Below are 22,943 nucleotides of genomic sequence, written 5' to 3'. Positions count from 1 at the left end.
GGCCCCGGCGGGAACTCCTGCCGGGGCCGTGTCACGTCGTGGGTCAGCGGTACTGCTGGTAGCCCTGGTCGCCGTACTCCTGGCCGTAGCCCTGGTTGCCGTACTGGCCGTTCTGCTGCGGGCCGTAGCCCTGCTGCTGGCCATAGCCGTCCGGCTGCTGACCCGCGTACGGGTCGTAGCCCGAGTCGCCGCCGTAGCCCTGCTGCTGCTGTCCGTACTGCTGGCCCGCGTACGGGTCCGCGCCGTAGCCGCCGCCCTGCTGGCCGTAGCCCTGCCCGGCGTACACCTGCTGGCCGCCACCGTACTGGTCGTAGCCGCCCTGGCCGCCGTACTGCTGGCCGCCGTACTGGTCGTACCCGCCCTGCTGCTGGCCGTAGCCCTGCTGCTGGCCGTAGCCGTCGGCGTAGTAGCCGGACGCCTGGTAGCCGCCGACCGGGGCGAGCATCGCGGTGGCGGAGTTGTCGGCCGGCGCCATGTCGTCCAGCGGTTCGTCGCCGCCCTTGCGGGCCCGACGCTTGCGCGACTTCACGATGCCGAACACGCCCAGCAGCACCAGCAGCACGCCGACCACGCCGACGCCGCCGAGGGCGAGGTAGAGGTCGTCGACGCTGCCGAAGAGCTTCATGTACCAGGCCTTGTCGGCCTTCTTCGGGCCTGCCTGCGGGGTCGCCTCGACGAAGTGCTCGACGCTGGGGGTGTAGCTCCAGATCACCGCTTTGCGGGCCGCGTCCGTGCTCTTGAGGTGCTCGGTCTCGGAGACGGTCAGGAACTTGGTGCCGTCGGTGGTGTAGGTGATCGCCTCACCGCGGCGCGGGTCGTCGGGGACGGGGGTGACCCGGGGCTTGCCCTTGGTCAGGGCGCTGATGATGTCGCCGTTGGTGACGTCGTACTCCATCGCGTCGCCGTAGGTGCGCAGCACCACCTTGCTGCGGTCGGGCGAGGCCGCGGCGCCGGTGACCATGCGGCGGGCCACCGACCCGCCGATCACCTCGGTCTGGGTGACCGGCAGCTTGACGGTGCCGACCTCCTTCAGATCCACCGTGGCACCAGCGGCGCCGAGCGGAGCGGCGGTCGTGAAGACGTGGGTCGTCCCAGCGGCGGTGAAGTCCCAGTTCTTCGTGATGATGATCGGGTTGCCGTCTTTGTCGATCAGCAGCGCCTCGGCGTCGTACTTCTTGTCCGGGTACCGCAAGCGGTAGGGCCCCGTGACCTTGTCGTTGACCATCTTCCACAGCGCGACCGTCGTCCGGGTCTGCTTGTAGCTGTCGTTGTTGTCGCCGGTGTCGGCGATCCAGATGGTCTTGCCGTCGGGCGCGATCGCCATGTCCTCGGGATCGGCCGCGCCGTTGCCCGCGTAGTTGATGGCACTGCCCACGATCCCGCACTGCTTGTTCAACTTGAAGATGCGCGTACGGCCGGCGATGTCGGAGCCGTCGTTGATCACGTAGTAAAAGTTGCCGACGGCGACGATGCCGGACAGCTCGGTCAGGCGGGTGTCGTTGATCGTGCACACCTTCGTGCCCGGGACCGCCGTCGACGCCGCACTCGGGGACGGGTTGGGTGCCGCCCCTGCAGGGGCACTGACCAGCCCGGCTCCGAGCGCGACGCCGAATGTGGCCGCGCATGCCTTGACCAGGAATCCCGTTAACCGCATCCGGACAGTTTGCCACGACCGGACGCACTACCGTGTAACGCGATTAATTCGTCACGATGCGTCTGAGACCCAGTCACTTTCGGTGATTGAGTATCGCTCCAGCTCAGCCGCCAACTCACGATCCACTCGTACCTTGAGCTGCGTACCCGCGGCGGTGTGACCCGACGCGAGCACCTCACCCCTTCGGTGGACTTTCGCCACCAGATCGCCACGGTCGTACGGCACACAGGCGACCACCTCGACCGCCGGGACCGGCAGCTTCGACTCGATCACCTCGCGCAGCTCATCGATGCCCGCGCCGGTGCGCGCCGAGACGAACACCGCGTCCGGCCACTCGCGCTTGAGCCGCAGCAGCGTCTCCGCCGACGCGGCGTCGGCCTTGTTGACCACCAGCAGCTCGGGCAGCCGGTCGGCACCGACCTCGGCCAGCACCTCGCGCACCGCCCGCACCTGCTCGGCCGGGTCCGGGTGGGCCCCGTCGACCACGTGCACGACCAGGTCGGCGTCGGCGACCTCCTCCAGCGTCGAGCGGAACGCCTCGACGAGCTGGTGCGGCAGGTGGCGCACGAACCCGACGGTGTCCGACAGCGTGTACTGCCGCCCGTCGCGGGCCGTGGTGCGCCGCGTCGCCGTGTCCAGGGTCGCGAACAGCGCGTCCTCGACCAGCACCCCGGCTCCGGTGAGCCGGTTGAGCAGGCTGGACTTGCCCGCGTTGGTGTAGCCCGCGATCGCCACCGACGGCACCTCGGCGGCCTTGCGGCCCTGCCGCTTGGTGTCGCGGATGGTGCCCATCGCGGTGATCTCGCGCTTGAGCTTGGCGATCCGGGTGCGGATGCGCCTGCGGTCGGTCTCCAGCTTCGTCTCACCGGGACCGCGCAGACCCACGCCGCCGCCCGCGCCGCCACCGCGACCGGAACCACCGGTCTGCCGGGACAGCGCCTCACCCCAACCGCGCAGCCTGGGTACCAGGTACTGCAGCTGGGCGAGCTCGACCTGGGCCTTGCCCTCCTTGCTCTTGGCGTGCTGGGCGAAGATGTCCAGGATCAGGGCGGTCCGGTCGACCACCTTGATCTTGATCTTCTCCTCCAGGTTGCGCAGCTGGCTGGGCGACAGCTCGCCGTCGCAGATCACGGTGTCGGCGCCGGTGGACTCGACCGCCGCCTTCAGCTCGTCGACCTTGCCGCGACCGATGAACGTGGCCGCGTCGGGCTGGCTGCGCCGCTGGATCAGGCCCTCCAGCACCTGCGACCCGGCCGTCTCGGCCAGGGCCGCGAGCTCGGTGAGCGAGTTCTCGGCGTCGGTGACGGTGCCGGAGGTCCAGACGCCTACCAGCACCACCCGCTCCAGCCGCAGCTGCCGGTATTCGACCTCGGTGACGTCGGTGAGCTCGGTCGAGAGTCCGGCTACCCGGCGCAGCGAGTGACGCTCGGCAAGCTCCAGGTCACCGGTGGTCCCGTCGGCCACCAGCGTGTCGGGAAATGTAGGCAAATCTGCTCCTCCATCGTTCAGGTGTACGGCTTCAAGGTTGGCACGCTGTGAGCCCAAGCGCACCTGCATTCGATGCCGGGTGTTACCCGCCAGTCGTGGGGTCGTAAAACCCTTCGTTCCAACGAGTGGGAAAATCTAGGCCGACCATCGACCCGAAAGGCGACATCGTGCCCACAACCCGCCTGCCCAGCGCCGGATACTCCATCACCGTACGAGTGGCGGTCATCGCCGACTCCTCGGCGGTCGGACGACTCACCACGGCGGTAGGCGAGGCCGGAGCGATCGTCACCGCCGTCGACGTCGTCGACTCCGACCACGTGCGGGTGGTCGCCGACGTCACCTGCGACACCGCCGACAGCGCCCACGCCGACCAGGTCGTCAAGGCCCTGGAGGCGATGGACGGGGTCGAGGTGCGCAAGGTCTCCGACCGCACCTTCCTGCTCCACCTCGGCGGCAAGATCGAGGTCACCTCGAAGGTGGCCCTGCGCACTCGGGACGAGCTTTCCCGGGCGTACACCCCGGGTGTGGCCCGGGTCTGCCAGGCCATCGCCGACAACCCCGACGACGCCCGTCGCCTGACCATCAAGCGCAACACCGTCGCCGTGGTCACCGACGGCTCGGCCGTGCTGGGCCTGGGCAACCTCGGCCCGGCCGCGGCGCTGCCGGTGATGGAGGGCAAGGCCGCCCTGTTCAAGCGCTTCGGCGGCGTGGACGCCTGGCCGGTGTGCCTGGACACCCAGGACACCGAGGAGATCATCAAGATCGTCAAGGCCATCGCCCCGGTGTACGGCGGCATCAACCTGGAGGACATCGCCGCCCCGCGCTGCTTCGAGATCGAGGCCCGGCTGCGCGAGATGCTGGACATCCCGGTCTTCCACGACGACCAGCACGGCACCGCGATCTGCGTGCTCGCCGCGCTCACCAACGCGCTGCGCGTGGTCGGCAAGAAGCTGGAGGACGTCAAGGTCGTGGTCTCCGGCGCAGGCGCCGCCGGTACGGCGATCATGAAGCTGCTGCTGCGCCAGGGCGTCGGCGACGTCATCGCGTACGACCGCCGCGGCGCCCTGCACCGCGACATGGCCGGCCTCGGCCCCGACTGGCAGTGGCTGGTCGAGCACACCAACCGGGACAACTACTCCGGCGACCTGCCCGGCGCGATCGCGGGCGCGGACGTGTTCATCGGCGTCAGCGCGCCGAACCTGCTCACCGGGGACGACATCGCCCGGATGGCCCCGAACTCCATCGTGTTCGCCCTGGCCAACCCCGACCCGGAGGTCGACCCGCGCGAGGCGCGCAAGTACGCCGCCGTGGTCGCCACCGGCCGCTCCGACCAGCCCAACCAGATCAACAACGTGCTGGCCTTTCCCGGCGTCTTCCGCGGCATGCTGGACGCCCAGGCCCGCGAGTTCACCGCCGAGATGGCCCTGGCCGCCGCGATGGCCATCGCCGACGTCGTGGGCGAGGAGAAGCTCAACCCGAGCGTCATCGTTCCCAGCGTCTTCGACTCCCGCGTCGCCCCGGCGGTCGCGGCCGCCGTCCGCGCCGTAGCCCAGCAGGCCGCCACCGCCCCCATCCTCGACACCGACCCCACCCCCACCGCCTAAGCCCAGTTGATCATGAACTTATGGCACGGTTCGACGGTGTGTCATGTGCACGGCTTCCTGATCGACCGCCCGACGAGGCACCGAAGTTGACCAGGAAGCCGTGCCGGCGACACACCGCCCACCCGTGCCATAAGTTCATGATCGACGGAGTGGAGGGGGCCGGGGCGGGCAGCGGGGTTGGCGGGTCAGCGGGTCAGGGGGTCAGAGGGGGATGTCGCCGGTGTAGGTGAGGACGGCGGGCCCTGCCAGCCAGCTGGTGTGGGCGTCCAGGGTGACCGCGAGGCGGCCGCCGGGGACGTCGACGGTGACGGTGCCAGTGGAGCGGCCGGAGGTGTACAGCGCCGCGACGCCGACCGCGGTGGCGCCGGTGCCACAGGACATGGTCTCGCCGGAGCCGCGCTCGTACACCCGCATGCGGCGGTGGTCGTCGGCGAGTTTCAGCGAGAACTCGACGTTGACCGAGGCCGGGAACATCCCCGCGTCCGTCTTCGGGGCGCGGCTCAGATCGACGGTGGCCAGCGTGTCGGCGTCGACGTCGCAGACCAGGTGCGGGTTGCCCATCGAGACGCCGAGGCCGCGGTGTTCGACCCCGTCGACGATCGCGGTGGACTCGCCCAGGATGGTGGGCGCGGCCATGTCGACCCGGATCCAGTCGCCCTCGACGTACGCGGTGCGCAGGCCGCCCCGGGTGGAGACCGGGATGACGTCGCCGGCCAGGCCGCGGGTGTGCAGGTAGCGGGCGAACACGCGGACCCCGTTGCCGCACATCTCGGACAGCGAGCCGTCGGAGTTCCAGTAGTCCATGAAGAACTCGGCGGCCGGGTCGGTCGAGCGCTGCACCCGCAGCACGCCGTCGCCGCCGATGCCGAAGCGGCGGTCGCACAGGGCCGCGACCTGGGCCGGGGTCAGCTCCGCCGTGCCGTCGAGATCCTCGATGATCACGAAGTCGTTGCCGGTGCCGTGCCCCTTGGTGAACCTCATGCCACTCCGCCAGCGCTGTCGATGATCTTTATCGCCTGCTCGACGAGGTCGGGCGCGGCGCCGTCGAGCCAGCGTACCGAGGGGTCGCGGCGCAGCCAGGAGCGCTGCCGCCGAACGAACCGGCGGGTGCCGGTGACCGTGTCCCGGTGTGCCTCATTCTCCTCGCACTCGCCCCGCAGGAAGGCCAGGACCTGCTGGTAGCCCAGCGCGCGCGATGCGGTGAGGCTGCCGTCCAGCCCGTGCGGCAGCAGCCCGCGCACCTCGTCGACGAACCCGGCCGCCCACATCCGGTCCACCCGCTGCTCGACCCGTACGTCCAGGTCCGCGCGGTCGACGGCGAGTTGCAGGCACCGGTACACCGGCACCGGTTCGGGCAGCGAGGCGGTGAACGGCTGCCCGGTGATCTCGATCACCTCCAGCGCGCGGACGATCCGCCGACCGTTGCTGGGCAGGATCTTCGCGGCGGCGACCGGGTCGGCCTGGGCCAGCCGGGCGTGCAGCGGCGCCGGACCGCCCGCCTCCAACTCGGCCTCCAGCCGGGCCCGCACGGCCGGGTCCGTACCCGGGAAGTCGAAGTCCTCCAACACCGCCCGCTGGTACAGCCCCGATCCCCCGACGAGCAGCGGCACCTTGCCGCGGCAGCGGATGTCGTCGATCGCGGCGCGGGCCAGCCGCTGGAACTCCGCCACGCTCGCGGGCGCGGTGACCGGCCAGAGGTCGAGCAGGTGGTGCGGCACGCCCTCGCGCTCGTCCTCGGTGAGTTTGGCGGTGCCGATGTCCATACCCCGGTAGACCTGCATGGAGTCGCAGTTGACCACCTCACCGCGCAGCGCGTGCGCCAGCGCGATGGAAAGCGCGGACTTGCCGGCGGCGGTCGGGCCGACGACGGCGACCACCTCGGGCGCGACGGGGTCGGGGGCGGGCGCCTGGCCGGTGTCGGAGGGGACGGAACTCACGCCGACAACCGTAACCGGATCGTGCTCTGCCAGCCGGGGTACACCAGATGCGGTGTGGGCGCGGACCCCGTAAGGTCACCTTGTCCTGGGCGCGCGACGCGTGCCCAGCGGGACCTGTGACAATGCTTCTGGGAGCGGCGTACTCTCCCACGGGATCACGGGTTTGACTGCGCTATGGCGGCGACCTCGGCACGGACGTGACGGGGTTCGGTCGGGAAGAACGAGGATGGGCATCATGAGCGACTGGGCATCGTATGGCCGGGTGGACGCCGACGGCACGGTCTGGGTGAAGTCGGCCGCGGGCGAGCGCGCCGTCGGATCATGGCAGGCCGGCACGCCCGAGGAGGGTTTGGCGCACTTCGTCCGACGGTACGAGGATCTCGTCACCGAGGTCGACCTGATCGAGACCCGGCTCAACTCGGGCGCGGCCGACGCCGCGCAGAGCGTGAGCACGGTCAAGCGCCTGCGGGCGAGCCTGGACGAGGCGCACGTGGTCGGCGACATCGACGGCCTGGCGGCCCGGTTGGACCGGTTGTCCGCGCTGGCCGACGAGAAGGCGGGTGCTGCCAAGGCCGCCCGCGACGCCGCCCGCGCCGAGGCTGTGGCCCGTAAGACCACCCTGGTCGAGGAGGCCGAGAAGCTGGCCGCCGAGTCGACCAGCTGGAAGGCGACCGGCGACCGGTTCAAGGAGATCCTCGACGAGTGGAAGACCATTCGCGGGGTCGACAAGAAGACCGACGGCGACCTGTGGAAGCGCTTCTCCGTCGCCCGTGACAGCTTCACGCGTCGCCGGGGCGGCCACTTCGCCACCCTGGACGCGGCCCGCAAGCAGGCCCAGACCGTCAAGGACGACCTGGTGGCCGAGGCCGAGTCGCTGGCCGAGTCGACCGACTGGGCGGCCACCGCGGCCCGGCTCAAGGAGCTGATGGCGGACTGGAAGACCGCGCCGCGCGCCTCCAAGGAGGCCGAGCAGAAGCTGTGGGACCGTTTCCGGGCCGCGCAGGACGCCTTCTTCTCCCGCCGCAGCGAGGTCTTCTCCGCCCGCGACAACGAGCAGAAGGCCGCGCTGGTGCGCCGCCAGGAGCTGCTGTCGCAGGCCGAGGCGATCGACGTGGACGCCGACCCGAAGGCCGCGCAGAACGCGCTGCGCGAGATCCTGGGCCAGTGGCACGACACCGGCCGGGTCCCCCGCGAGTCCGTCGCCGGGCTGGACCGGCGCCTGCGCGCGGTCGAGGACAAGGTCCGCGACGCGATGGACGCGGCGTGGCGGCGTACCGAGCCGTCGGCCAACCCGCTGCTGGCGCAGATGCGTGAGCAGGTGGCCGAAGCCGAGGCGCGGCTGGAGCGGGCCCAGGCGGCCGGCGACGCCAAGCGCATCAAGGAGGCCGAGCAGGCGCTGGCGGGCAAGCGAAACTTTCTTGCCCTGGCCGAGAAGGCCAGCTGAGTTTCACCTGATCAACCGAGAGGGGCGGGCGCTGCGGCGCTCGCCCCTCTTGCTGTGCTCGGCATGGACGGTGCACGATGTAACCGGAGCCAGGGCAGGCACGCATTTCCCGATCAAGCAGAAGTCCGTTATGGATGGAGCACACCCGAAATGCGTTTCAAGTCTCGTCCGGCTGCCCTCGTGGCCGCCGTCTCGGCCGCGCTCGCCACAGCGGCCACCGCCCTCGTGGCGGTCACCCTCACCGCGGGCCCGGCCAGCGCCGACACCGGCACCGGCTACCTGCACACCAACGGTCGCAACATCGTCGACAGCGCCGGTAAGACCGTCCGCCTGACCGGCATCAACTGGTTCGGCATGGAGACCGACAACAAGACCTTCCACGGGCTGTGGGCCAACGCCCCGGCCACCTGGAAGGGGCAGCTCGACAAGATGGCCTCGCTGGGCTTCAACACCCTGCGCGTGCCGTACTCCGGTGACGCGCTCAAGGCCGGTGCGGCCGCCACCGGCATCAACGACTACACCAACCCGGACCTGATCGGGCTGTCGCCGCTGCAGATCCTGGACAAGGTGATCGCGTACGCCGGGACCAAGGGGATGCGCGTCATCCTCGACCGGCACCGGCCGACCGCGGCCGGGCAGACCCCGCTGTGGTACACCGCGAGCGTCTCCGAGGCCAGCATGATCGCCGACTGGCAGATGCTGGCGGCGCGGTACGCGGGCAACCCGACGGTGATCGGCGCCGACCTGTTCAACGAGCCGCACGCCGAGGGCACCGACCCGGCCGCGACCGGCGCCTGCTGGGGCTGCGACGTGCAGGCCCGTGACTGGCGCCTGGCGGCCGAGCGCATCGGCAACGCGATCCTGCAGACCAACTCGAACTGGCTGATCTTCGTCGAGGGTGTGAGCTGCCTGTCCGGTGGCGTCGCCAACGTCTGGGACAACATCCCCGACGACCCGATGGCCTGCGACTGGTGGGGTGGCAACCTGTCCGCCGCGATCGACAAGCCGGTCCGGCTGAACGTGGCCAACCGCCTGGTCTACTCGCCGCACGAGTACGGCATCTCGGTGTACGACCGGCAGTCCTGGTTCAACGACCCCAACTTCCCGAACAACCTGCCGGCCGTCTGGGACGCCTTCTGGGGCAAGATCGCAAAGCAGAACGTGGCCCCGATCATGATCGGCGAGTTCGGCAGCACCCTGGCCAACCCGCTCGACGTGCAGTGGCTGACCAAGCTGATGGCCTACATCGGCGACAACGGGCTGTCGTTCACGTACTGGTCGTGGAACCCCAACTCGGGTGACACCGGGGGTATCGCACTCGACGACTGGTACTCGATCAACCAGACGAAGTACAACATCCTGCAGCCGTACCTGAACCCGCCGTCGGGCAACCCGTCGCCGCAGCCGTCGTCGGCCAGTCCGTCGCCGTCGCGGTCGACCTCGCCCTCGCCGTCGGTCTCCCCGTCGCGGTCGGCCTCGCCGTCCCCGTCGGCCTCCCCGTCACCCGGCGGCAACGGCACCTGCACCAAGGTCGTGACCATCACGAACTCGTGGCAGGGCGGCTACCAGGCCGAGGTGAAGGTGACCAACACCAGCACCAGCGCGGTCAACCCGTGGACGGTCACCTGGACCGTGCCCAGCGGGGTGGCGCTCACCAACGGCTGGAACGCCACGGTGACCCAGAGCGGCACCACCATCACGGCGGCCGCGCCGAGCTGGAGCACGTCGCTGGCGCCGGGTGCCAGCGTGGCGATCGGGTACACGGCCACCGGGCCGTCCAGCCCCGCGCCGAGCAACGTCAAGCTCAACGGCGTCACCTGCGCGTGACCCGCAACCGGCGGCGCTGACGCAACCCCAGCCGCCGCCAGCCCGCCGCCGCGCACCGCGATTGAGATCCGCGGCGGCGGGTAACCCTCTCCTGGCGCCGCATCGATCCACCGGTGACCACCGGTCCGCGCGCCAGGCTCGTCGGCTCGGACATGCCTCGTCCGAGCCGACGAGTATTTCCACCCCCTGCCCCGCCCCGCCCCACCGCGGCGCACACGCCCCGCCGCGCCTAGCCCAGCCCGGCCCGGCCTAGCTGCAGTTTCGGGGAAACTGCACGAATCTTGGCCCGGTTTCGTGCAGTTTCCCCGAAACTGCACCCACCTTCCCGGAACTGCGCGCACCGCCCGCGCACGCGGGCCGGGGGCGCACCGGACGACCGTTACGAAGGGGCCCTTCTACCTCGGAAAGCGATAAGAAGGGGCCCTTCCTTACCCGAGGGTGGCGAGGGTGGGGGGTGGGAGGTGGATGGCGCCGGCGGCGATGTTGGCGGTCAGGTGGGCGGGGTCGCCGGTGCCGGGGATGGCCAGTACGTGCGGGCCCTGGTGCAGGGTCCAGGCCAGGCGGATCTGGTGCGGGGTCGCGTCGTGGGCGCGGGCGAGGTCGGACAGGGCGGCGTCGTGGTCGGCCGAGGCGCCCGACTCGCGGCCGCTGCCCGCCACGGCGAAGAAGGGGGTGTACGCCACCCCGCGCCGCCCGCACTCGCGCAGCAACTCGTCGTCGGTGCGGTTGAAGTCCAGCGCGTACCCGTTCTGCACGCAGGCGACGGGCGCGATCTCCTGGGCCTCGTCGAGATGGTCCAGCCGGACGTTGGACAGGCCGAGGTTGCGGATCAGGCCCTCCTCGCGCATCCGGGCCAGCGCCCCGAACCGCTCGGCGATCGAGTCCCGCCCGGGGCGTTTCACGATCCGCAGGTTGACCAGGTCGAGCTCGTCGCGGCCGAGCCGCCGCAGGTTCTCCTCCACCTGCGCCCGCAACTGGGCGTAGGTCGTCGCCTCGCTCCACTCGCCGTGTTCGTCCAGCCCCGGCCCGACCTTGGTGGCGAGGAACAGATCGGCTGGGTAGGGCGCGAGGGCGTCGCGGATCAGTTCGGTCGCGTAGCGCACCGGACCGGGCGGGCCGTCGATGATGCCGCCGGGCGAGAAGTAGAACGCCGCCGTGTCGATGTGGTTCACACCGAGCTCGACCGCCCGCCGCAGGACGGAGATGGCGCGGTCGCGGTCGGGGTTGGCGGTCAGGCGCATCGAGCCGAAGCCCATCCGGTGGACGGTCCGGTCGCCGAGGAGCCAGGTGCCCGCGGCGGCCGCGGTGATCTCGTTCGTAGGCATCGGGCGACCGTAGCGGTGCTGCGCTGAGCCGCGCAGCCGGTCGGGTGACCGATACCGCGAAACCGCGATCGCTGCTACTTTTCTTGTACTGGAACAGCCAGACCGGACAGTCGCAGCATCAGGTCCTTGACCTCCGTGGCGGCGAAGCCGTCGCGGGCCGCGGTGGCGTCCGAGCAGATCAGCAGGGGTCCGTCGGCGGGGTCGGCGGGCAGCCGGCCGTGCGAGCCGCGTACCGCCGCCGCCCCGGCGTCCAGGCCCACCACCTGCATCAGGTAGCGCAGGCCCAGCTTCTTGCGCAGCAGCGCCAGCGCCGCGCGCCGCTTGGCCGCGCCCGGCCCGGCCGGGTCGAACAGCAGCTCGGCGGGGTCGTAGCCGGGCTTTCGGTGGATCTCCACCAGCCGGGCGAAGTCGGGGGCGCGGGCGTCGTCGAGCCAGTAGTAGTACGTGAACCACGCGTCGGGCTCGGCGACGAGCACGAGTTCCCCGGCGCGCGGGTGGTCCAGCCCGTGCTCGCGCTTGCCCTGGGCGTCGAGCACCTGCTCGACCCCGGCCAGGTCGGCGCAGACCTTGCGCACCAGCGGGAGGTCGGCGGGGTCGCGGACGTACACGTGGGCGAGTTGGTGGTCGGCGACGGCGAAGGCGCGCGAGGTCCACGGGTCGAGGTACTCCATGCCCGCCTGGGTGTGCACCCGCAGCAGGCCCTCGGCGCGCAGCGCGCGGTTGATGTCGACGGGGCGGCGGGCCGGGGTGATGCCGTACTCGGACAGGGCCAGCACGGTCGCGCCCCGGGCGGCGGCCGCGTCCAGCAGCGGGCCGACGACCGTGTCCAGTTCGGCCGCGGCGGCCGCGGCGCGCGGGTCGTCGGGGCCGTGCCGCTGCAGGTCGTAGTCGAGGTGCGGCAGGTAGACCAGGGTCAGGTCCGGGGCGTACGCCGACATGATCCGCCGCGCGGCCGCGCCGATCCACCGCGACGAGGCGATGCCCGCCCCCGGCCCCCAGAACTGGAACAGCGGGAAGGTGCCCAGCTCGGCGGTGAGTTCGTCGTGCAGCGCGGGCGGGTCGGTGTAGCAGTCCGGCTCCTTGCGACCGTCGGCGCGGTAGACCGGCCGTGGCGTCACGGTCCAGTCCACGTCGGCGCCCATCGCGTACCACCAGCACACGTTGGCGACCGAGTAGCCGGGGTGCACCCGGCGCGCGGCGTCCCAGACCTTCTCGCCGCCGACCAGCGCGTGGTGCTGCCGCCACAGCAGCACCTCGCCCAGGTCGCGGAAGTACCACCCGTTGCCGACGATGCCGTGCACCGCCGGCGGCGCGCCGGTGAGCAGCGTCGCCTGCACCGAGCAGGTGACCGCGGGCAGCACCGTGCCCAGCCGGGCCGCGAATCCGGCCTGGGCCAGCGCGTTCAGCCGAGGCATGTGCGGCAGCAGGCGCGGGGTCAGCCCGACGACGTTCAGCACGACCAGCGGGGTCACCGGGCCCGGCGGCACCTGGCCCGGCGTCACCGGGCCCATGGCGCGCCCCCGGTGACGAAGCGGGCCGGGGCGGGTTCACCGGGGACGGTGTCGACCAGCCCCAGTCCGCGCAGTTCGTCGCGGGCGAAAGCCAGCTCGGCGGCGATGCCCGCGGCCAGCTGCTCCGGGGTGTCCGGGCGCTGGCCGGGCGGCAGCACGCTCCACGTGTAGGTCTCGACGTCGACGTGGTCGCAGGCCATGATCGGGCCGCCGTACAGCTCGCGCAGGGCGGTCCGGAGCACGGGCAGGGTCGAGGCGAGCGGGGGCGCGGGTTCGACGTGCAGCGGCACGTGGAAGTGCACCCGCCAGCCCTGACCGGGCACCTGGACGGGCCGGGCGGCCCCCTGGGACGGGCGACGTGCCGCCACGTGCGCGGGCGCGTGCAGCAGGTCCAGGGCCTGGTCCAGGTCGTCGGCGGCCTCGCCCCCGGCGCCCCGGGTCTGGTGCAGGAACTTCGGTTCGGCGTACCCCCGCAGCACGGACGCGGCCGCGACCGGGTCCTCGGCCGCCAGCGCCGCCGACACCTGCACCTTGACCACCGGCAGCCCGGCGCGGGCCAGCCGGGCCAGCGCCGCCGCGGGCTCCTCCCAGGCGCAGGCCAGGTGGGCCAGGTCGAGGCAGACGCCGAGCCAGTCGCCGTCCATGCCCGACCACAGCCGGGCCGCCTGGTGGGTGTTCTCGACCACGCAGCCGGGTTCGGGCTCGAACCCGACCTGCACGGTCCGGCCGGTCCGCCCGGCGATCTCGGCCAGGCCGTCGGCCAGCTCCGCCAGTGCCCGGTCGACCGCCCCGGCCCGCTCCGGGCCCCACGGCTCGCGCCACGCCACCGGCAGCGTGGAGATCGACCCGCGCACCGCGTCGTCGGGCAGCAGATCGGCCAGCACCCGGGCCAGGTCCAGCGTGTAGCGCAGCCGCTCCCGGGTGGTCCAGTCCGGGTGGTAGACCTCGTGTTTGACCACGTCGGCGTGGAACGCCTGGTACGGGAACCCGTTGAGCGTCACCACCTCCAGCCCGCGCGCGTCCAGCTCGTGGCGCAGCCTGCGGCGCAGCACCGGCTCGTGGGCCAGCGCGGCGGCGACCGGCGCGGCCAGCCACAGCCCCAGCCCGAGCACGTCCACGTCCAGCTTCTTGCGCACCGCCAGCCCGTACGTGTCGAGCTGCGCCACGATCCCGTCGAGGTCCTCGGCCGGGTGCACGTTGGTGCAGTAGCTCAGGTGCACCGTCTGCCCGTCGCGATGGGCCAGCCGCATCAGGCACCCCCGCGCAGGATCGAGTTGCCCGCGTACGTCGCCTCGCCACTGACCCCGTCGAGGTCCAGCCGCTTGGACTGCCCGTAGAACTCGACCGGGTTGCGCCACAGCACCCGGTCCACGTCGTCCTCGTCGAACCCGGCCGCGAGCATCGCCTCACCGGTCCGCAGCGTCAGCAGCGGATCCGACCGGCCCCAGTCGGCGGCCGAGTTGACCAGCATCCGCTCGGTGCCGCACTCGCGCAGGATCGCCACCATCCGCTCCGGTGACATCTTCGTGTCCGGGTAGATGGAGAAGCCCAGCCAGCAGCCCGTGTCGCGGACCAGCCCGACGGTGACCTCGTTCAGGTGATCGATGACCACGGCGGCGGGGTCCAGGCCGGACTCGGCGACCACGGCCAGGCTGCGCCGGGTGCCGGTGACCTTGTCCCGGTGCGGGGTGTGCACCAGCGCGGGCAGGCCGAACTCCAGCGCCAGCGCGAGCTGCGCGGCGAACACCTCGTCCTCGGCGGGGGTCATCGCGTCGTACCCGATCTCGCCGACCGCGACCACGCCGTCCTTGTCCAGGTAGCGCGGCACCAGGTCCAGCACCTCGCGGCAGCGCGGGTCGTTGGCCTCCTTCGGGTTCAGCGCGATCGTGGCGTAGTGCCGGATGCCGAACTGCCCGGCCCGGAACGGCTCCCAGCCGATCAGCGCGTCGAAGTAGTCGGTGAACGAGCCCGCGTTGGTGCGTGGCTGGCCCAGCCAGAACGCGGGCTCCACCACGGCCCGCACCCCGGCGGCGGCCATCGCCGCGTAGTCGTCGGTGGTGCGCGAGGTCATGTGCACGTGCGGGTCGAAGATGCGCATCAGTTCCCCTTCTCCAGGCGTTCCAGCAGCCGCGCCGCGTCGTCGGGCAGGGTCCGCCCGGCGGCGTGCCGCTCGGCCGACAGCCCCGCCAGCATCGCGGCGAGTTCGCGGTCAGCGCGGCGGTCCAGCCCGTCCACGGCGGACAGGGCGATGCCCATGAACACGCACTTGAGCACCGCCTGCCGCCAGGCGGCCGCGTCCAGGTGCCGGGCGTACGGCCCGAGCGCCGCCGCCACCAGCCGCGTGTCGTTGGTGCGGATCGCGTCGTGCAGCAGGTCCACGGCGTCCGGCCCCACCGGCAGCAGCGGCAGCGCCCGCAGCACCGCCCGGCGCTCGGCGGCGTCGCCGTGCCGGTACAGCTCCCGGGCCTGCCCGGCGACCTCGTCGGCGGGCAGCGCCGACAGCAGCAGCGCGCGGGCCGCCTCGTCGGCGCTCCACCCGGGCGCGGTGGCCAGCGACTCCCGCCCACACCGGCGCCCGGCCGCCGCGAAGAAGCCGCCGATGCGGGCGGGCTCGGCGGCGACCCTGGCCAGCGCCCCGCGCAGCCAGGTCGGACCCTCCGACCGGGTCCCGGGCGCGGGGTGCAGCAGCGCGGCCCGCAGCTCGTCCAGCCCGGACGGGCGCGGTTCCCGGCCGGGGCGGCGCTGGCTGGGCGGGCCGACCGGCTGCCCGGACGCGGCCCGCAGGAAGGTCAGCGAACGCGCCGCCACCTCGGGCGCGGCGTGCGAGTGCCGGGGCAGCTCGACGCCGACCAGCCCGCGGTAGCCCGAGTCGGTCAGCGCCCGCAGCACCGGCGGAAAGTCGATCTCCCCTGCGCCGAACTCCAGGTGCTCGTGCACCCCGCGCCGCATGTCCTCGATCTGCACGTTGACCAGGTGCGGCGCGGCCTGCCGGACGCACTCGGCCACGCCTACGGCCTCGTTGGCCCGGCAGTGCCCGAGGTCCAGCGTCAACCCGAAGCCGTCGGGGGTGCCCAGCGCCCGGTGCAGCGCGTGCCAGCCCGCCAGGTCGGCCACGAGCATGCCCGGCTCCGGTTCGAAGCCCAGCGGCACCCCGGCCGCCTGCGCGGCCTTGACGACCTGCTCGCAGCCGTCGAGCAGCCGGTCCCAGCCCTGCCGCCGGGACACGTGACCGGGCAGCACGCCCGACCAGCACGACACCGCCTCGGCGCCCAGGTCGGCGGCGATCGCCACGGCCCGACGCAGGAAGTCCAGCCGCAACTCGCGGTCGTCGTCCAGCAGCGTCGGGGCGTGCTTGCGGTGCGGGTCGAGCAGGTAGCGGGCGCCGGTCTCGACCACCACCGACAGCCCCAGCGCGGACAGCCGGGCGGCGGTCCCGGCGACGCGCCGGGCCAGGCCCGGGGCGTACGGGTCGAGGTGGTGGTGGTCCAGCGTCAGCGCCACCCCGACATAGCCGAGCCCGGCGATGACGTCGAGGGCGTCGGTGAGCCGGTGGTTGCTGAAGCCGTTGGTGCCATATCCAAAGCGCATACCGTCGAAACGTAAGTTCATGTGGGCGAGATCCTCCGGGCCAGGCGCCGGGCCAGCGGCGCGGCGGCGGTCAGCACGAGCGCGGGGAGGCTCGCGCCGTGCCGGGCGGTGAGCGCGGCCTGCAGCGTCGGTAGTCCGGTGATGCCGGACCCGACAGCGGCCCGCACCTGCGGCGCGTCGGGCTGCCGGGCGGCCCGTACCTGCGGGCGGCCGTAGTGGTTCAGGTAGAGCCCGGCCAGGGCGACCGGCAGCAGCCCGCGCCACCCCGTCCGTCCTCGGTCCTGGCGGCGCTGCGCGCCGGCTGCGGTGGCGGCGACGGCCAGCGTCCCGGCCAACGTCGCCACCGGCAGCCGGCGGTCGGCGCCGTCCATCTCCCGCCGCGACAGCGCGGTCACCGTGTAGGTGTGCGCGGCGACCGTCGCGGCCGCGGGCAGGGCCCGGCGGACTGAGCCGCCGGTGGCGCCGAGGAGCACGTCCAGTCCCCGGCAGGCGGCCATCGCGGCCGGCCCGGCGGGTCCGTTCTTGGCGACCAGGTCGTAGGCCCAGACCGCCCCGGCCAGGGGCGCCGCCACGGCCAGGGCGCGCCTGCCGCCCGCCCACGCGGCCAGGCCGAGGCCCGCCGCGGTCAGCCCGGCGGCCAGGCCCAACGCCGTGTTCGGGCTGACCCGACCGCTCGGGATGGGCCGCTGCGGCCGCTCGACCGCGTCGAGTTCCCGGTCGGCCCAGTCGTTGGCGGCCATGCCCGCCAGGTACAGGCACACCGACGCGGCCGCCAGGCCGGGGGTACGCCGCCCCAGCGTGCCCGCCGTGGCCGCACCGACCAGCACGTCACCCGGCACCGACAACGCGGCCGGGGCCCGCACCAGCTCGGCCAGGTCCCCCAGCCGAGCCAGCCCCGACCGGCGCGCGCCAACACCCGACCGGCTCACGCCAGCCCCGCGATCAGCGCTCGCAGCGCCTCGAACTGGCCGCTGAGGTCGTGACAGACCGAGCCGATCGGGTCCTTGAAGAAGAAGGCCAGCTCCGGCAGCGGACCGCGCCGACCGGCGGCGTGCGCGCCGGCCGCGATCCGGGCCAGGTCCAGCACCAGCGGCGCGGCCAGGGCCGAGTCGCAGCCGTGCCAGGTGAACTCCAGCCGCATCGGCGTGCCCAGGAAGCCGCGGAAGGTGACGAGGTCCCAGGCGGCCTTGAAGTCGCCGAGGTCGGCGACGTACTCGATGCGGGTGTGGCCCTCGGGCTGGTAGCCCAGCGTCTCGGCGAGCACCCGCTGCTTGCTGGCGGCCTTGGCCGCGTTGGCGTCGGGCCGGGCCAGGTTGGCGCCGTCCCCGCCGCCGAGCAGGTTCGTCCCCGACCAGGACCGCACCTGCAGGTTGCGCTGGGCGAACATCGGCGCGAGCACCGACTTGACCAGGGTCTCCCCGGTCTTGCCGTCATGCCCCGCGTACGGCACCCCCGCCCGCAGCGCCAGCTCGTGCAGCGCGGGCAGCCGCGCCCCGGTCGACGGCGTGAAGTCCACGTACGAGCACCCGGCGGCGAACGCCGCGTACGCGTAAAGCGAGCTGGGCGGCAGCACCTCGTCATCGCCGTCCAACGCCGCCACCAGCGCGTCAGCGTCGGCGTGGGCTGGATGTGGGGCCGCGTGCGGCTCGGTGGCCGACACGTTCACCACGACGACGCGGTCCAGTGCGTGGCGCTCGCGGAAGTCGGTCAGATCGGCGGCGGCCTGTGCTGCGGTCGCGGCCTGAGTGTCGCCGCGCGGCGCCGGGCGCAGCTCGGGCTCGATCGCGACCAGATCAGGTCGCAGCGCCGCGACCAGGCGCGCGGGCAGCACCCCGGCCTCGGCCAGTTCGTCAGCCCGCTTGACCAGCGGCGTCGACACCAGGTCGTGACCACCGAAGACCAGCTCGGACAGGGCGGGCAGGGCGGGGCTGCGCAGTTGTGGGAGTTCGGTGACGCATCCGGTCGGCTCGGCCAGACCGGCTCGCAGCCCGGCAGCCCCGACGATGCTGGTTACGGCGACCGACCCCCGCCCACCGACCAGCCAGACACCTGTTCGCATTGTGGTCTCCCGGGGAGATTGAGGAGAAACCAAGCCAGATTACTTGATTTCGCCACAATACCCGGATGCACACGCTATGTCCGTTTGTCCGCCATCCCCGCAGCTCACCCCCGCGTGTTCCAACCCCACTCCGGCCACGGGCGGTGCCCCCGCCCGCCCGAGCGGGCGCCGAACAACCCGCCGGACGGGCGCCGAACAACCGCCGGGCGGACCAAGATCGCGCAAGTTGCCGGGCAATCGTGGGAAAGACGGTTCAAGATACGCACGATTGCCCGGCAACCTGGATGACCTTGAAACGCGCGCGCCGGAGGGCGGCGCCGGGCTTCGGGGGGCGGTCAGCAGGTGGAGCAGGCGCTGCCGGTGGTGGGGGTGGGCTGGGTGGGCGGCTTGCCGATGGTGGGCAGGCCGAGCATCACCCCGGCGGTACGGACCGCGCGGCCCGCCTCGTACGCGTCACCGGCCCTGGTCCGGCGGTGCGACAGCAGCGGCCCGTCGGCGTTGAGGTGATGCGGCGCGGCATAACTGACCTCGGTGTGCACCACGTCGCCCGGCCGGACGGCGGCCGCCTGCTCGGGCGTGACCGCGAAGTGGACCAGTCGGCCGTCGCGGGCGCGTCCGGACATACGCCCGGTGGCCTCGTCCTTTCGCCCCTCACCGACCGCGACGAGCACTTCCAGCTCGCGCCCGACCTGCTTCTTGTTCTCCGCCCAGGTGATGTCCTCCAGGGTGGCGACCAGGCGCTCGTAGCGCTCCTGCACCACCTGCTTGGGCACCTGGCCGTCCATGGTCGCCGCGGGCGTGCCGGGCCGCTTGGAGTACTGGAACGTGAACGCCGAGGAGAAGCGCGACTCGCGCACCACGCGCAGCGTCTCCTCGAAGTCGGCGTCGGTCTCGCCGGGGAAGCCGACGATGATGTCGGTGGTGATCGCCGCGTCGGGCATCGCCGCGCGCACGTTCTCGATGATCGACAGGTACCGGTCGGACCGGTATGACCGCTTCATCGCCCGCAGCACCGCGTCCGAGCCGGACTGCAGCGGCATGTGCAGTTGGTGGCAGACGTTGGCCGTTTCGGCCATCGCCTCGATCACGTCGTCGGTGAACGCGGCCGGGTGCGGGCTGGTGAAGCGCACCCGCTCCAGGCCCCTGTCCTGCAACTGCCCGCAGGCGCGCAGCAGCTTGCCGAAGGCCAGCCGGTCGCCGAACTCCACGCCGTACGTGTTGACGTTCTGGCCGAGCAGGGTCACCTCGAGCACGCCCTCGGCGACCAGCGCCTCGACCTCGGCCAGGATCTCGCCGGGGCGACGGTCCTTCTCCTTGCCGCGCAGGCTGGGCACGATGCAGAAGGTGCAGGTGTTGTTGCACCCCACCGAGATCGACACCCACCCGGAGTACGTCGACTCGCGCCGGGTCGGCAGCGTCGACGGGAAGACCTCCAGCGACTCCAGCAGCTCCACCTGGGCGGACTCGTTGTGGCGGGCCCGCTCCAGCAGCACCGGCAGCGAGCCGATGTTGTGGGTGCCGAACACCACGTCGACCCAGGGCGCCTTCTTGACGATGTCGCCCTGGTCCTTCTGCGCCAGGCAGCCGCCGACCGCGATCTGCATGCCGGGGTTCTTGTCCTTGACCGGGCGCAGGTGGCCGAGGTTGCCGTAGAGGCGGTTGTCGGCGTTCTCGCGTACCGCGCAGGTGTTGAAGACGACCACGTCCGGCACCCGGCCCGGCTCGGCGGCCGGGTCGAGCCGCACGTAGCCGGCGCCGTCGAGCAGCCCCGAGATGCGCTCGGAGTCGTGCACGTTCATCTGGCAGCCGTACGTGCGCACCTCGTAGGTGCGCACGGGCTGGACCTCGCCGTCGGGCTGACCTTCGGCGGCGGGAAGCTGGGTGTCAGGCAGGGTAGTCATCTCAACCGAAAAGGGTATCCGGTCGGGCGTACATCGACGGAATCGAGGGAAGTTACCCGGATGTGACCCAAGTGGGTCTCCACTTTCACTTCCGTCCCTCTAGTCTCACTAGTCAGACGATGTACCGACACCGAAAGGACGGTGGCATGTCCGACGAACCGCTGATCGTGCTGGACTCCGTGAACAAGTGGTTCGGAGAACTGCACGTGCTGCGCGACGTGAACCTCACGGTCGAGCGGGGCGAAGTCGTCGTGGTGATCGGCCCCTCCGGTTCGGGCAAGTCCACCCTGTGCCGCACCATCAACCGCCTGGAGACGATCAACTCCGGCACCATCCGCTTCGACGGCCGCGAGCTGCCGGCCGAGGGCCGCGCGCTGGCCCGGCTGCGCAGCGAGGTGGGCATGGTGTTCCAGTCGTTCAACCTGTTCGCGCACATGAGCGTGCTCGACAACGTGATGCTGGGTCCGGTGAAGGTCCGCGGCGAGTCACGCACCGCCGCCCGCGACCGCGCGCTGCAACTACTCGACCGGGTCGGCATCGCCGACCAGGCGGGCAAGCTGCCGGTGCAGCTGTCCGGCGGCCAGCAACAGCGTGCCGCGATCGCCCGCGCCCTGGCCATGCAGCCCAAGGCGATGCTGTTCGACGAGCCGACCAGCGCCCTGGACCCGGAGATGGTCGGCGAGGTGCTCGACGTGATGACCTCCCTGGCCCGCGACGGCATGACCATGATCGTCGTCACGCACGAGATGGGCTTCGCCCGCCACGCCGCGCACCGGGTGGCGTTCATGGCCGACGGCCAGCTGGTCGAGCAGGCCGCCCCCGCGGAGTTCTTCGCCAATCCGCGCAGCGAGCGGGCCCGCGAGTTCCTGTCGAAGGTCCTGCAGCACTGAGGGCACCGCTCGACGACCTGGATGAGACTCCGTCGCCGGACCGGCGGCGGCAGGAAACGCCCGGCGTCGCCCACCGTGACGAGGGTGTTGAAGGAGGAGGGACGAATCAATGCGTTTCACGCGTATGGCGGCGATCGCCGCGGTCGCGATGCTCGCGCTCGGCACGACCGCCTGCGGCAGTGACGAGCCCGAGACGCCGGCCGGCGGCACCCCGCTGACCTCGAAGGCGGCCGCAGGCCAGCTGAAGTTCGGCGTCAAGGCCGACCAGCCGGGTCTCGGCCTGCAGGTCGGCACCAACTACGAGGGCTTCGACATCGAGATCGCGAAGATCATCGCAAAGGGCCTCGGCGGTGATCCGGCCAAGAACACCTACGTCACCACCGTGTCCTCGAACCGCGAGCCGTTCCTGCAGCAGGGCACGGTCGACGTCGTCGTGGCGACGTACACCATCAACGACGACCGCAAGAAGAAGGTCAACTTCGCCGGGCCGTACTACACCGCCGGGCAGGATCTGCTGGTGAAGGCCGACTCGACCATCACCGGGCCCGAGGGGCTCGACGGCAAGAAGGTCTGCTCGGTGTCCGGCTCGACCCCGGCCAAGCGGATCCAGGAGCAGCACCCGAAGGCTCAGCTGCAGCTGTTCGACAACTACTCCAAGTGCATCACGGCGCTCAACGACGGGACTGTCGACGCGGTCACCACCGACGACATCATCCTGGCCGGTTACGCCTCGCAGCCCGAGTACGCGGGCAAGCTCAAGCTGCTCGGCAAGCCGTTCTCGTCGGAGCCGTACGGCATCGGCGTGAAGCTGGAGGACAAGGCCGGCTGCAACAAGATCAACGAGATCCTGAAGGCCGCGGTTGCCGACGGCTCGTACGCGGCCGCGTGGAACGCCACGCTCGGCAAGAGCGGCACCCCGGCCCCGACGCTGGACACGACCAAGCTCACCAACTGTCCCGCGTGACCACTGCCGGTGGGGCGGGGAGTCCGGCTGCCCGCCCCACCGGGACCGAGGCAACGGGCAACCTAGAGGGAACGGGATGGACGTCTTCTCCGATCCGCTGAACCGGCAGGCCTTCCTGGACGGCTTCGCGATGATCCTGAAGCTGACCGCCGCGTCGGCACTGCTGTCGCTGGCGCTCGGGCTGCTGCTGGCCGCGTGCCGGGTCTCCCCGGTGCCGGTGCTGCGGGCGCTCGGCGCGGGCTGGGTGCACCTGTTCCGCAACACCCCGCTGACGCTGATCATCACGTTCTGCTTCTTCGGGCTGTACAGCGCCATGGGCGTGAAGTTCTCCGACGACATCAACGTGAACAACTACTGGCTGGCGGTGGTCGGGCTCTCGGCGTACACGGCGGCGTTCGTGTGCGAGGCGATCCGCTCGGGCATCAACACGGTGCCGATCGGGCAGGCCGAGGCGGCACGGGCGCTGGGCCTGACGTTCTCGCAGAACCTGCGTCTGATCATCCTGCCGCAGGCGGTGCGCTCGGTGGTGGCGCCGCTGGGCAGCATCCTCATCGCGCTGACCAAGAACGCCACCATCGCCGGGGTGATCGGCGTGCTCGAGGCGTCGTCGCAGATGAAGCAGCTGATCAACGACAACGGCGACGCCGCCGTGGAGATCTTCGCGGTTTTCGCACTCGCCTTCGTGGTGCTGCTGGTCCCCATCGGGTACGGCTTCAGCGCCCTGGCCAACCGCCTGGTGGTGCGCCGGTGA

Annotated in this window: 18 protein-coding genes; 6 read left to right on the top strand and 12 right to left on the bottom strand. The window is 71.8% G+C overall.

What is annotated here, in order from left to right:
- Positions 1–43: 43 nt before the first annotated feature.
- Both KUA19_RS15015 and hflX read right to left on the bottom strand, forming a co-directional pair.
- Positions 44–1,654, bottom strand: coding sequence for a hypothetical protein (locus KUA19_RS15015; RefSeq protein ID WP_217393587.1), 1,611 nt, complete (start codon positions 1,652–1,654; stop codon positions 44–46).
- Positions 1,655–1,705: 51 nt separating this feature from the next.
- Positions 1,706–3,142, bottom strand: a complete 1,437-nt coding sequence (gene hflX / locus KUA19_RS15010; protein WP_254548376.1) for a GTPase HflX — start codon at positions 3,140–3,142, stop codon at positions 1,706–1,708.
- Positions 3,143–3,309: 167 nt separating this feature from the next.
- On the opposite strand from hflX, the gene KUA19_RS15005 reads away from it, so the two are divergent.
- The gene (locus KUA19_RS15005; protein WP_217393591.1) at positions 3,310–4,746 is read left to right on the top strand and encodes an NAD-dependent malic enzyme; all 1,437 of its coding nucleotides are present in this window, start codon (positions 3,310–3,312) and stop codon (positions 4,744–4,746) included.
- A 201-nt stretch (positions 4,747–4,947) separates the two neighbouring features.
- Here KUA19_RS15005 and dapF read toward each other — a convergent pair whose 3' ends face one another.
- Both dapF and miaA read right to left on the bottom strand, forming a co-directional pair.
- The gene (dapF, locus tag KUA19_RS15000) at positions 4,948–5,727 is read right to left on the bottom strand and encodes a diaminopimelate epimerase (RefSeq protein ID WP_217393593.1); all 780 of its coding nucleotides are present in this window, start codon (positions 5,725–5,727) and stop codon (positions 4,948–4,950) included.
- Positions 5,724–6,683 carry a tRNA (adenosine(37)-N6)-dimethylallyltransferase MiaA gene (gene miaA, locus KUA19_RS14995; RefSeq protein ID WP_217393595.1) on the bottom strand — a complete coding sequence of 320 codons (960 nt, stop codon included), beginning with the start codon at positions 6,681–6,683 and terminating at the stop codon, positions 5,724–5,726. The genes dapF and miaA overlap by 4 nt, the downstream gene beginning before the upstream one ends.
- Positions 6,684–6,918: 235 nt before the next feature.
- Here miaA and KUA19_RS14990 point away from each other — a divergent pair, with 235 nt between their 5' ends.
- On the top strand, positions 6,919–8,127 hold the full coding sequence (locus tag KUA19_RS14990) for a DUF349 domain-containing protein (RefSeq protein WP_217393596.1): 1,209 nt from the start codon (positions 6,919–6,921) through the stop codon (positions 8,125–8,127).
- Between the two features lie 150 nt (positions 8,128–8,277).
- Complete coding sequence (locus KUA19_RS14985; RefSeq protein ID WP_217393598.1) at positions 8,278–9,954, top strand: cellulase family glycosylhydrolase; 1,677 nt, start codon at positions 8,278–8,280, stop codon at positions 9,952–9,954.
- Between the two features lie 428 nt (positions 9,955–10,382).
- On the opposite strand, the gene KUA19_RS14980 is transcribed toward KUA19_RS14985, so the two are convergent.
- The 8 genes from KUA19_RS14980 to miaB all read right to left on the bottom strand — a co-directional run bounded on the left by KUA19_RS14980 (position 10,383) and on the right by miaB (position 20,338).
- Positions 10,383–11,279, bottom strand: a complete 897-nt coding sequence (locus KUA19_RS14980; protein ID WP_217393600.1) for an aldo/keto reductase — start codon at positions 11,277–11,279, stop codon at positions 10,383–10,385.
- A 74-nt stretch (positions 11,280–11,353) separates the two neighbouring features.
- Positions 11,354–12,790: an alkaline phosphatase family protein gene (locus KUA19_RS14975; RefSeq protein WP_217393602.1), complete on the bottom strand. Its 1,437-nt coding sequence runs from the start codon at positions 12,788–12,790 to the stop codon at positions 11,354–11,356.
- Positions 12,778–14,040, bottom strand: coding sequence for a metabolite traffic protein EboE (gene eboE / locus KUA19_RS14970; protein ID WP_217393604.1), 1,263 nt, complete (start codon positions 14,038–14,040; stop codon positions 12,778–12,780). The genes KUA19_RS14975 and eboE overlap by 13 nt, the downstream gene beginning before the upstream one ends.
- Positions 14,040–14,888: a TatD family hydrolase gene (locus tag KUA19_RS14965; RefSeq protein ID WP_217393606.1), complete on the bottom strand. Its 849-nt coding sequence runs from the start codon at positions 14,886–14,888 to the stop codon at positions 14,040–14,042. The genes eboE and KUA19_RS14965 overlap by 1 nt, the downstream gene beginning before the upstream one ends.
- Complete coding sequence (locus tag KUA19_RS44555; protein WP_308167246.1) at positions 14,888–16,378, bottom strand: EboA domain-containing protein; 1,491 nt, start codon at positions 16,376–16,378, stop codon at positions 14,888–14,890. The genes KUA19_RS14965 and KUA19_RS44555 overlap by 1 nt, the downstream gene beginning before the upstream one ends.
- A gap of 17 nt (positions 16,379–16,395) precedes the next feature.
- Positions 16,396–17,307 carry an SCO3242 family prenyltransferase gene (locus tag KUA19_RS14950; RefSeq protein ID WP_308167247.1) on the bottom strand — a complete coding sequence of 304 codons (912 nt, stop codon included), beginning with the start codon at positions 17,305–17,307 and terminating at the stop codon, positions 16,396–16,398.
- Positions 17,304–18,437 (bottom strand): inositol-3-phosphate synthase, encoded by a 1,134-nt coding sequence (locus KUA19_RS14945; protein ID WP_217393608.1) that lies wholly within the window; start codon positions 18,435–18,437, stop codon positions 17,304–17,306. Before KUA19_RS14945 ends, KUA19_RS14950 begins: the two co-directional genes overlap by 4 nt.
- Before the next feature lie 335 nt (positions 18,438–18,772).
- Positions 18,773–20,338, bottom strand: a complete 1,566-nt coding sequence (gene miaB / locus KUA19_RS14940) for a tRNA (N6-isopentenyl adenosine(37)-C2)-methylthiotransferase MiaB (protein ID WP_217393610.1) — start codon at positions 20,336–20,338, stop codon at positions 18,773–18,775.
- A gap of 146 nt (positions 20,339–20,484) precedes the next feature.
- On the opposite strand from miaB, the gene KUA19_RS14935 reads away from it, so the two are divergent.
- From KUA19_RS14935 to KUA19_RS14925, 3 genes are all read left to right on the top strand, one after another.
- Positions 20,485–21,228: an amino acid ABC transporter ATP-binding protein gene (locus KUA19_RS14935; RefSeq protein WP_217393612.1), complete on the top strand. Its 744-nt coding sequence runs from the start codon at positions 20,485–20,487 to the stop codon at positions 21,226–21,228.
- 109 nt (positions 21,229–21,337) lie between these two features.
- Entirely contained in the window at positions 21,338–22,192 is an 855-nt protein-coding gene (locus KUA19_RS14930; protein WP_217393614.1) for a glutamate ABC transporter substrate-binding protein, read from the top strand.
- Between the two features lie 76 nt (positions 22,193–22,268).
- Positions 22,269–22,943, top strand: a complete 675-nt coding sequence (locus KUA19_RS14925) for an amino acid ABC transporter permease (protein WP_217393616.1) — start codon at positions 22,269–22,271, stop codon at positions 22,941–22,943.

Origin of the sequence: Catellatospora tritici, from assembly GCF_019083965.1 — a bacterium.
In the GTDB taxonomy this organism is placed as follows: Bacteria; Actinomycetota; Actinomycetes; order Mycobacteriales; family Micromonosporaceae; genus Catellatospora; species Catellatospora tritici.
The sequence above is the reverse complement of the archived record's forward strand: the minus strand, read 5'-3'. Positions and strand labels throughout refer to the sequence as shown.

What these genes read in the sequence shown, in the direction of transcription:
- KUA19_RS14930 (WP_217393614.1), top strand. Translation starts at nt 21,338, where the DNA reads ATGCGTTTCACGCGTATGGCGGCGATCGCCGCGGTCGCGATGCTCGCG.
- KUA19_RS14985 (WP_217393598.1), top strand. Translation starts at nt 8,278, where the DNA reads ATGCGTTTCAAGTCTCGTCCGGCTGCCCTCGTGGCCGCCGTCTCGGCC.
- KUA19_RS14965 (WP_217393606.1), bottom strand. Translation starts at nt 14,888, where the DNA reads ATGCGCATCTTCGACCCGCACGTGCACATGACCTCGCGCACCACCGAC.
- KUA19_RS44555 (WP_308167246.1), bottom strand. Translation starts at nt 16,378, where the DNA reads ATGCGCTTTGGATATGGCACCAACGGCTTCAGCAACCACCGGCTCACC.
- KUA19_RS14990 (WP_217393596.1), top strand. Translation starts at nt 6,919, where the DNA reads ATGAGCGACTGGGCATCGTATGGCCGGGTGGACGCCGACGGCACGGTC.
- KUA19_RS14975 (WP_217393602.1), bottom strand. Translation starts at nt 12,790, where the DNA reads ATGGGCCCGGTGACGCCGGGCCAGGTGCCGCCGGGCCCGGTGACCCCG.
- KUA19_RS15015 (WP_217393587.1), bottom strand. Translation starts at nt 1,654, where the DNA reads ATGCGGTTAACGGGATTCCTGGTCAAGGCATGCGCGGCCACATTCGGC.
- KUA19_RS14980 (WP_217393600.1), bottom strand. Translation starts at nt 11,279, where the DNA reads ATGCCTACGAACGAGATCACCGCGGCCGCCGCGGGCACCTGGCTCCTC.
- KUA19_RS14935 (WP_217393612.1), top strand. Translation starts at nt 20,485, where the DNA reads ATGTCCGACGAACCGCTGATCGTGCTGGACTCCGTGAACAAGTGGTTC.
- eboE (WP_217393604.1), bottom strand. Translation starts at nt 14,040, where the DNA reads ATGCGGCTGGCCCATCGCGACGGGCAGACGGTGCACCTGAGCTACTGC.
- miaB (WP_217393610.1), bottom strand. Translation starts at nt 20,338, where the DNA reads ATGACTACCCTGCCTGACACCCAGCTTCCCGCCGCCGAAGGTCAGCCC.
- KUA19_RS14945 (WP_217393608.1), bottom strand. Translation starts at nt 18,437, where the DNA reads ATGCGAACAGGTGTCTGGCTGGTCGGTGGGCGGGGGTCGGTCGCCGTA.
- KUA19_RS14925 (WP_217393616.1), top strand. Translation starts at nt 22,269, where the DNA reads ATGGACGTCTTCTCCGATCCGCTGAACCGGCAGGCCTTCCTGGACGGC.
- dapF (WP_217393593.1), bottom strand. Translation starts at nt 5,727, where the DNA reads ATGAGGTTCACCAAGGGGCACGGCACCGGCAACGACTTCGTGATCATC.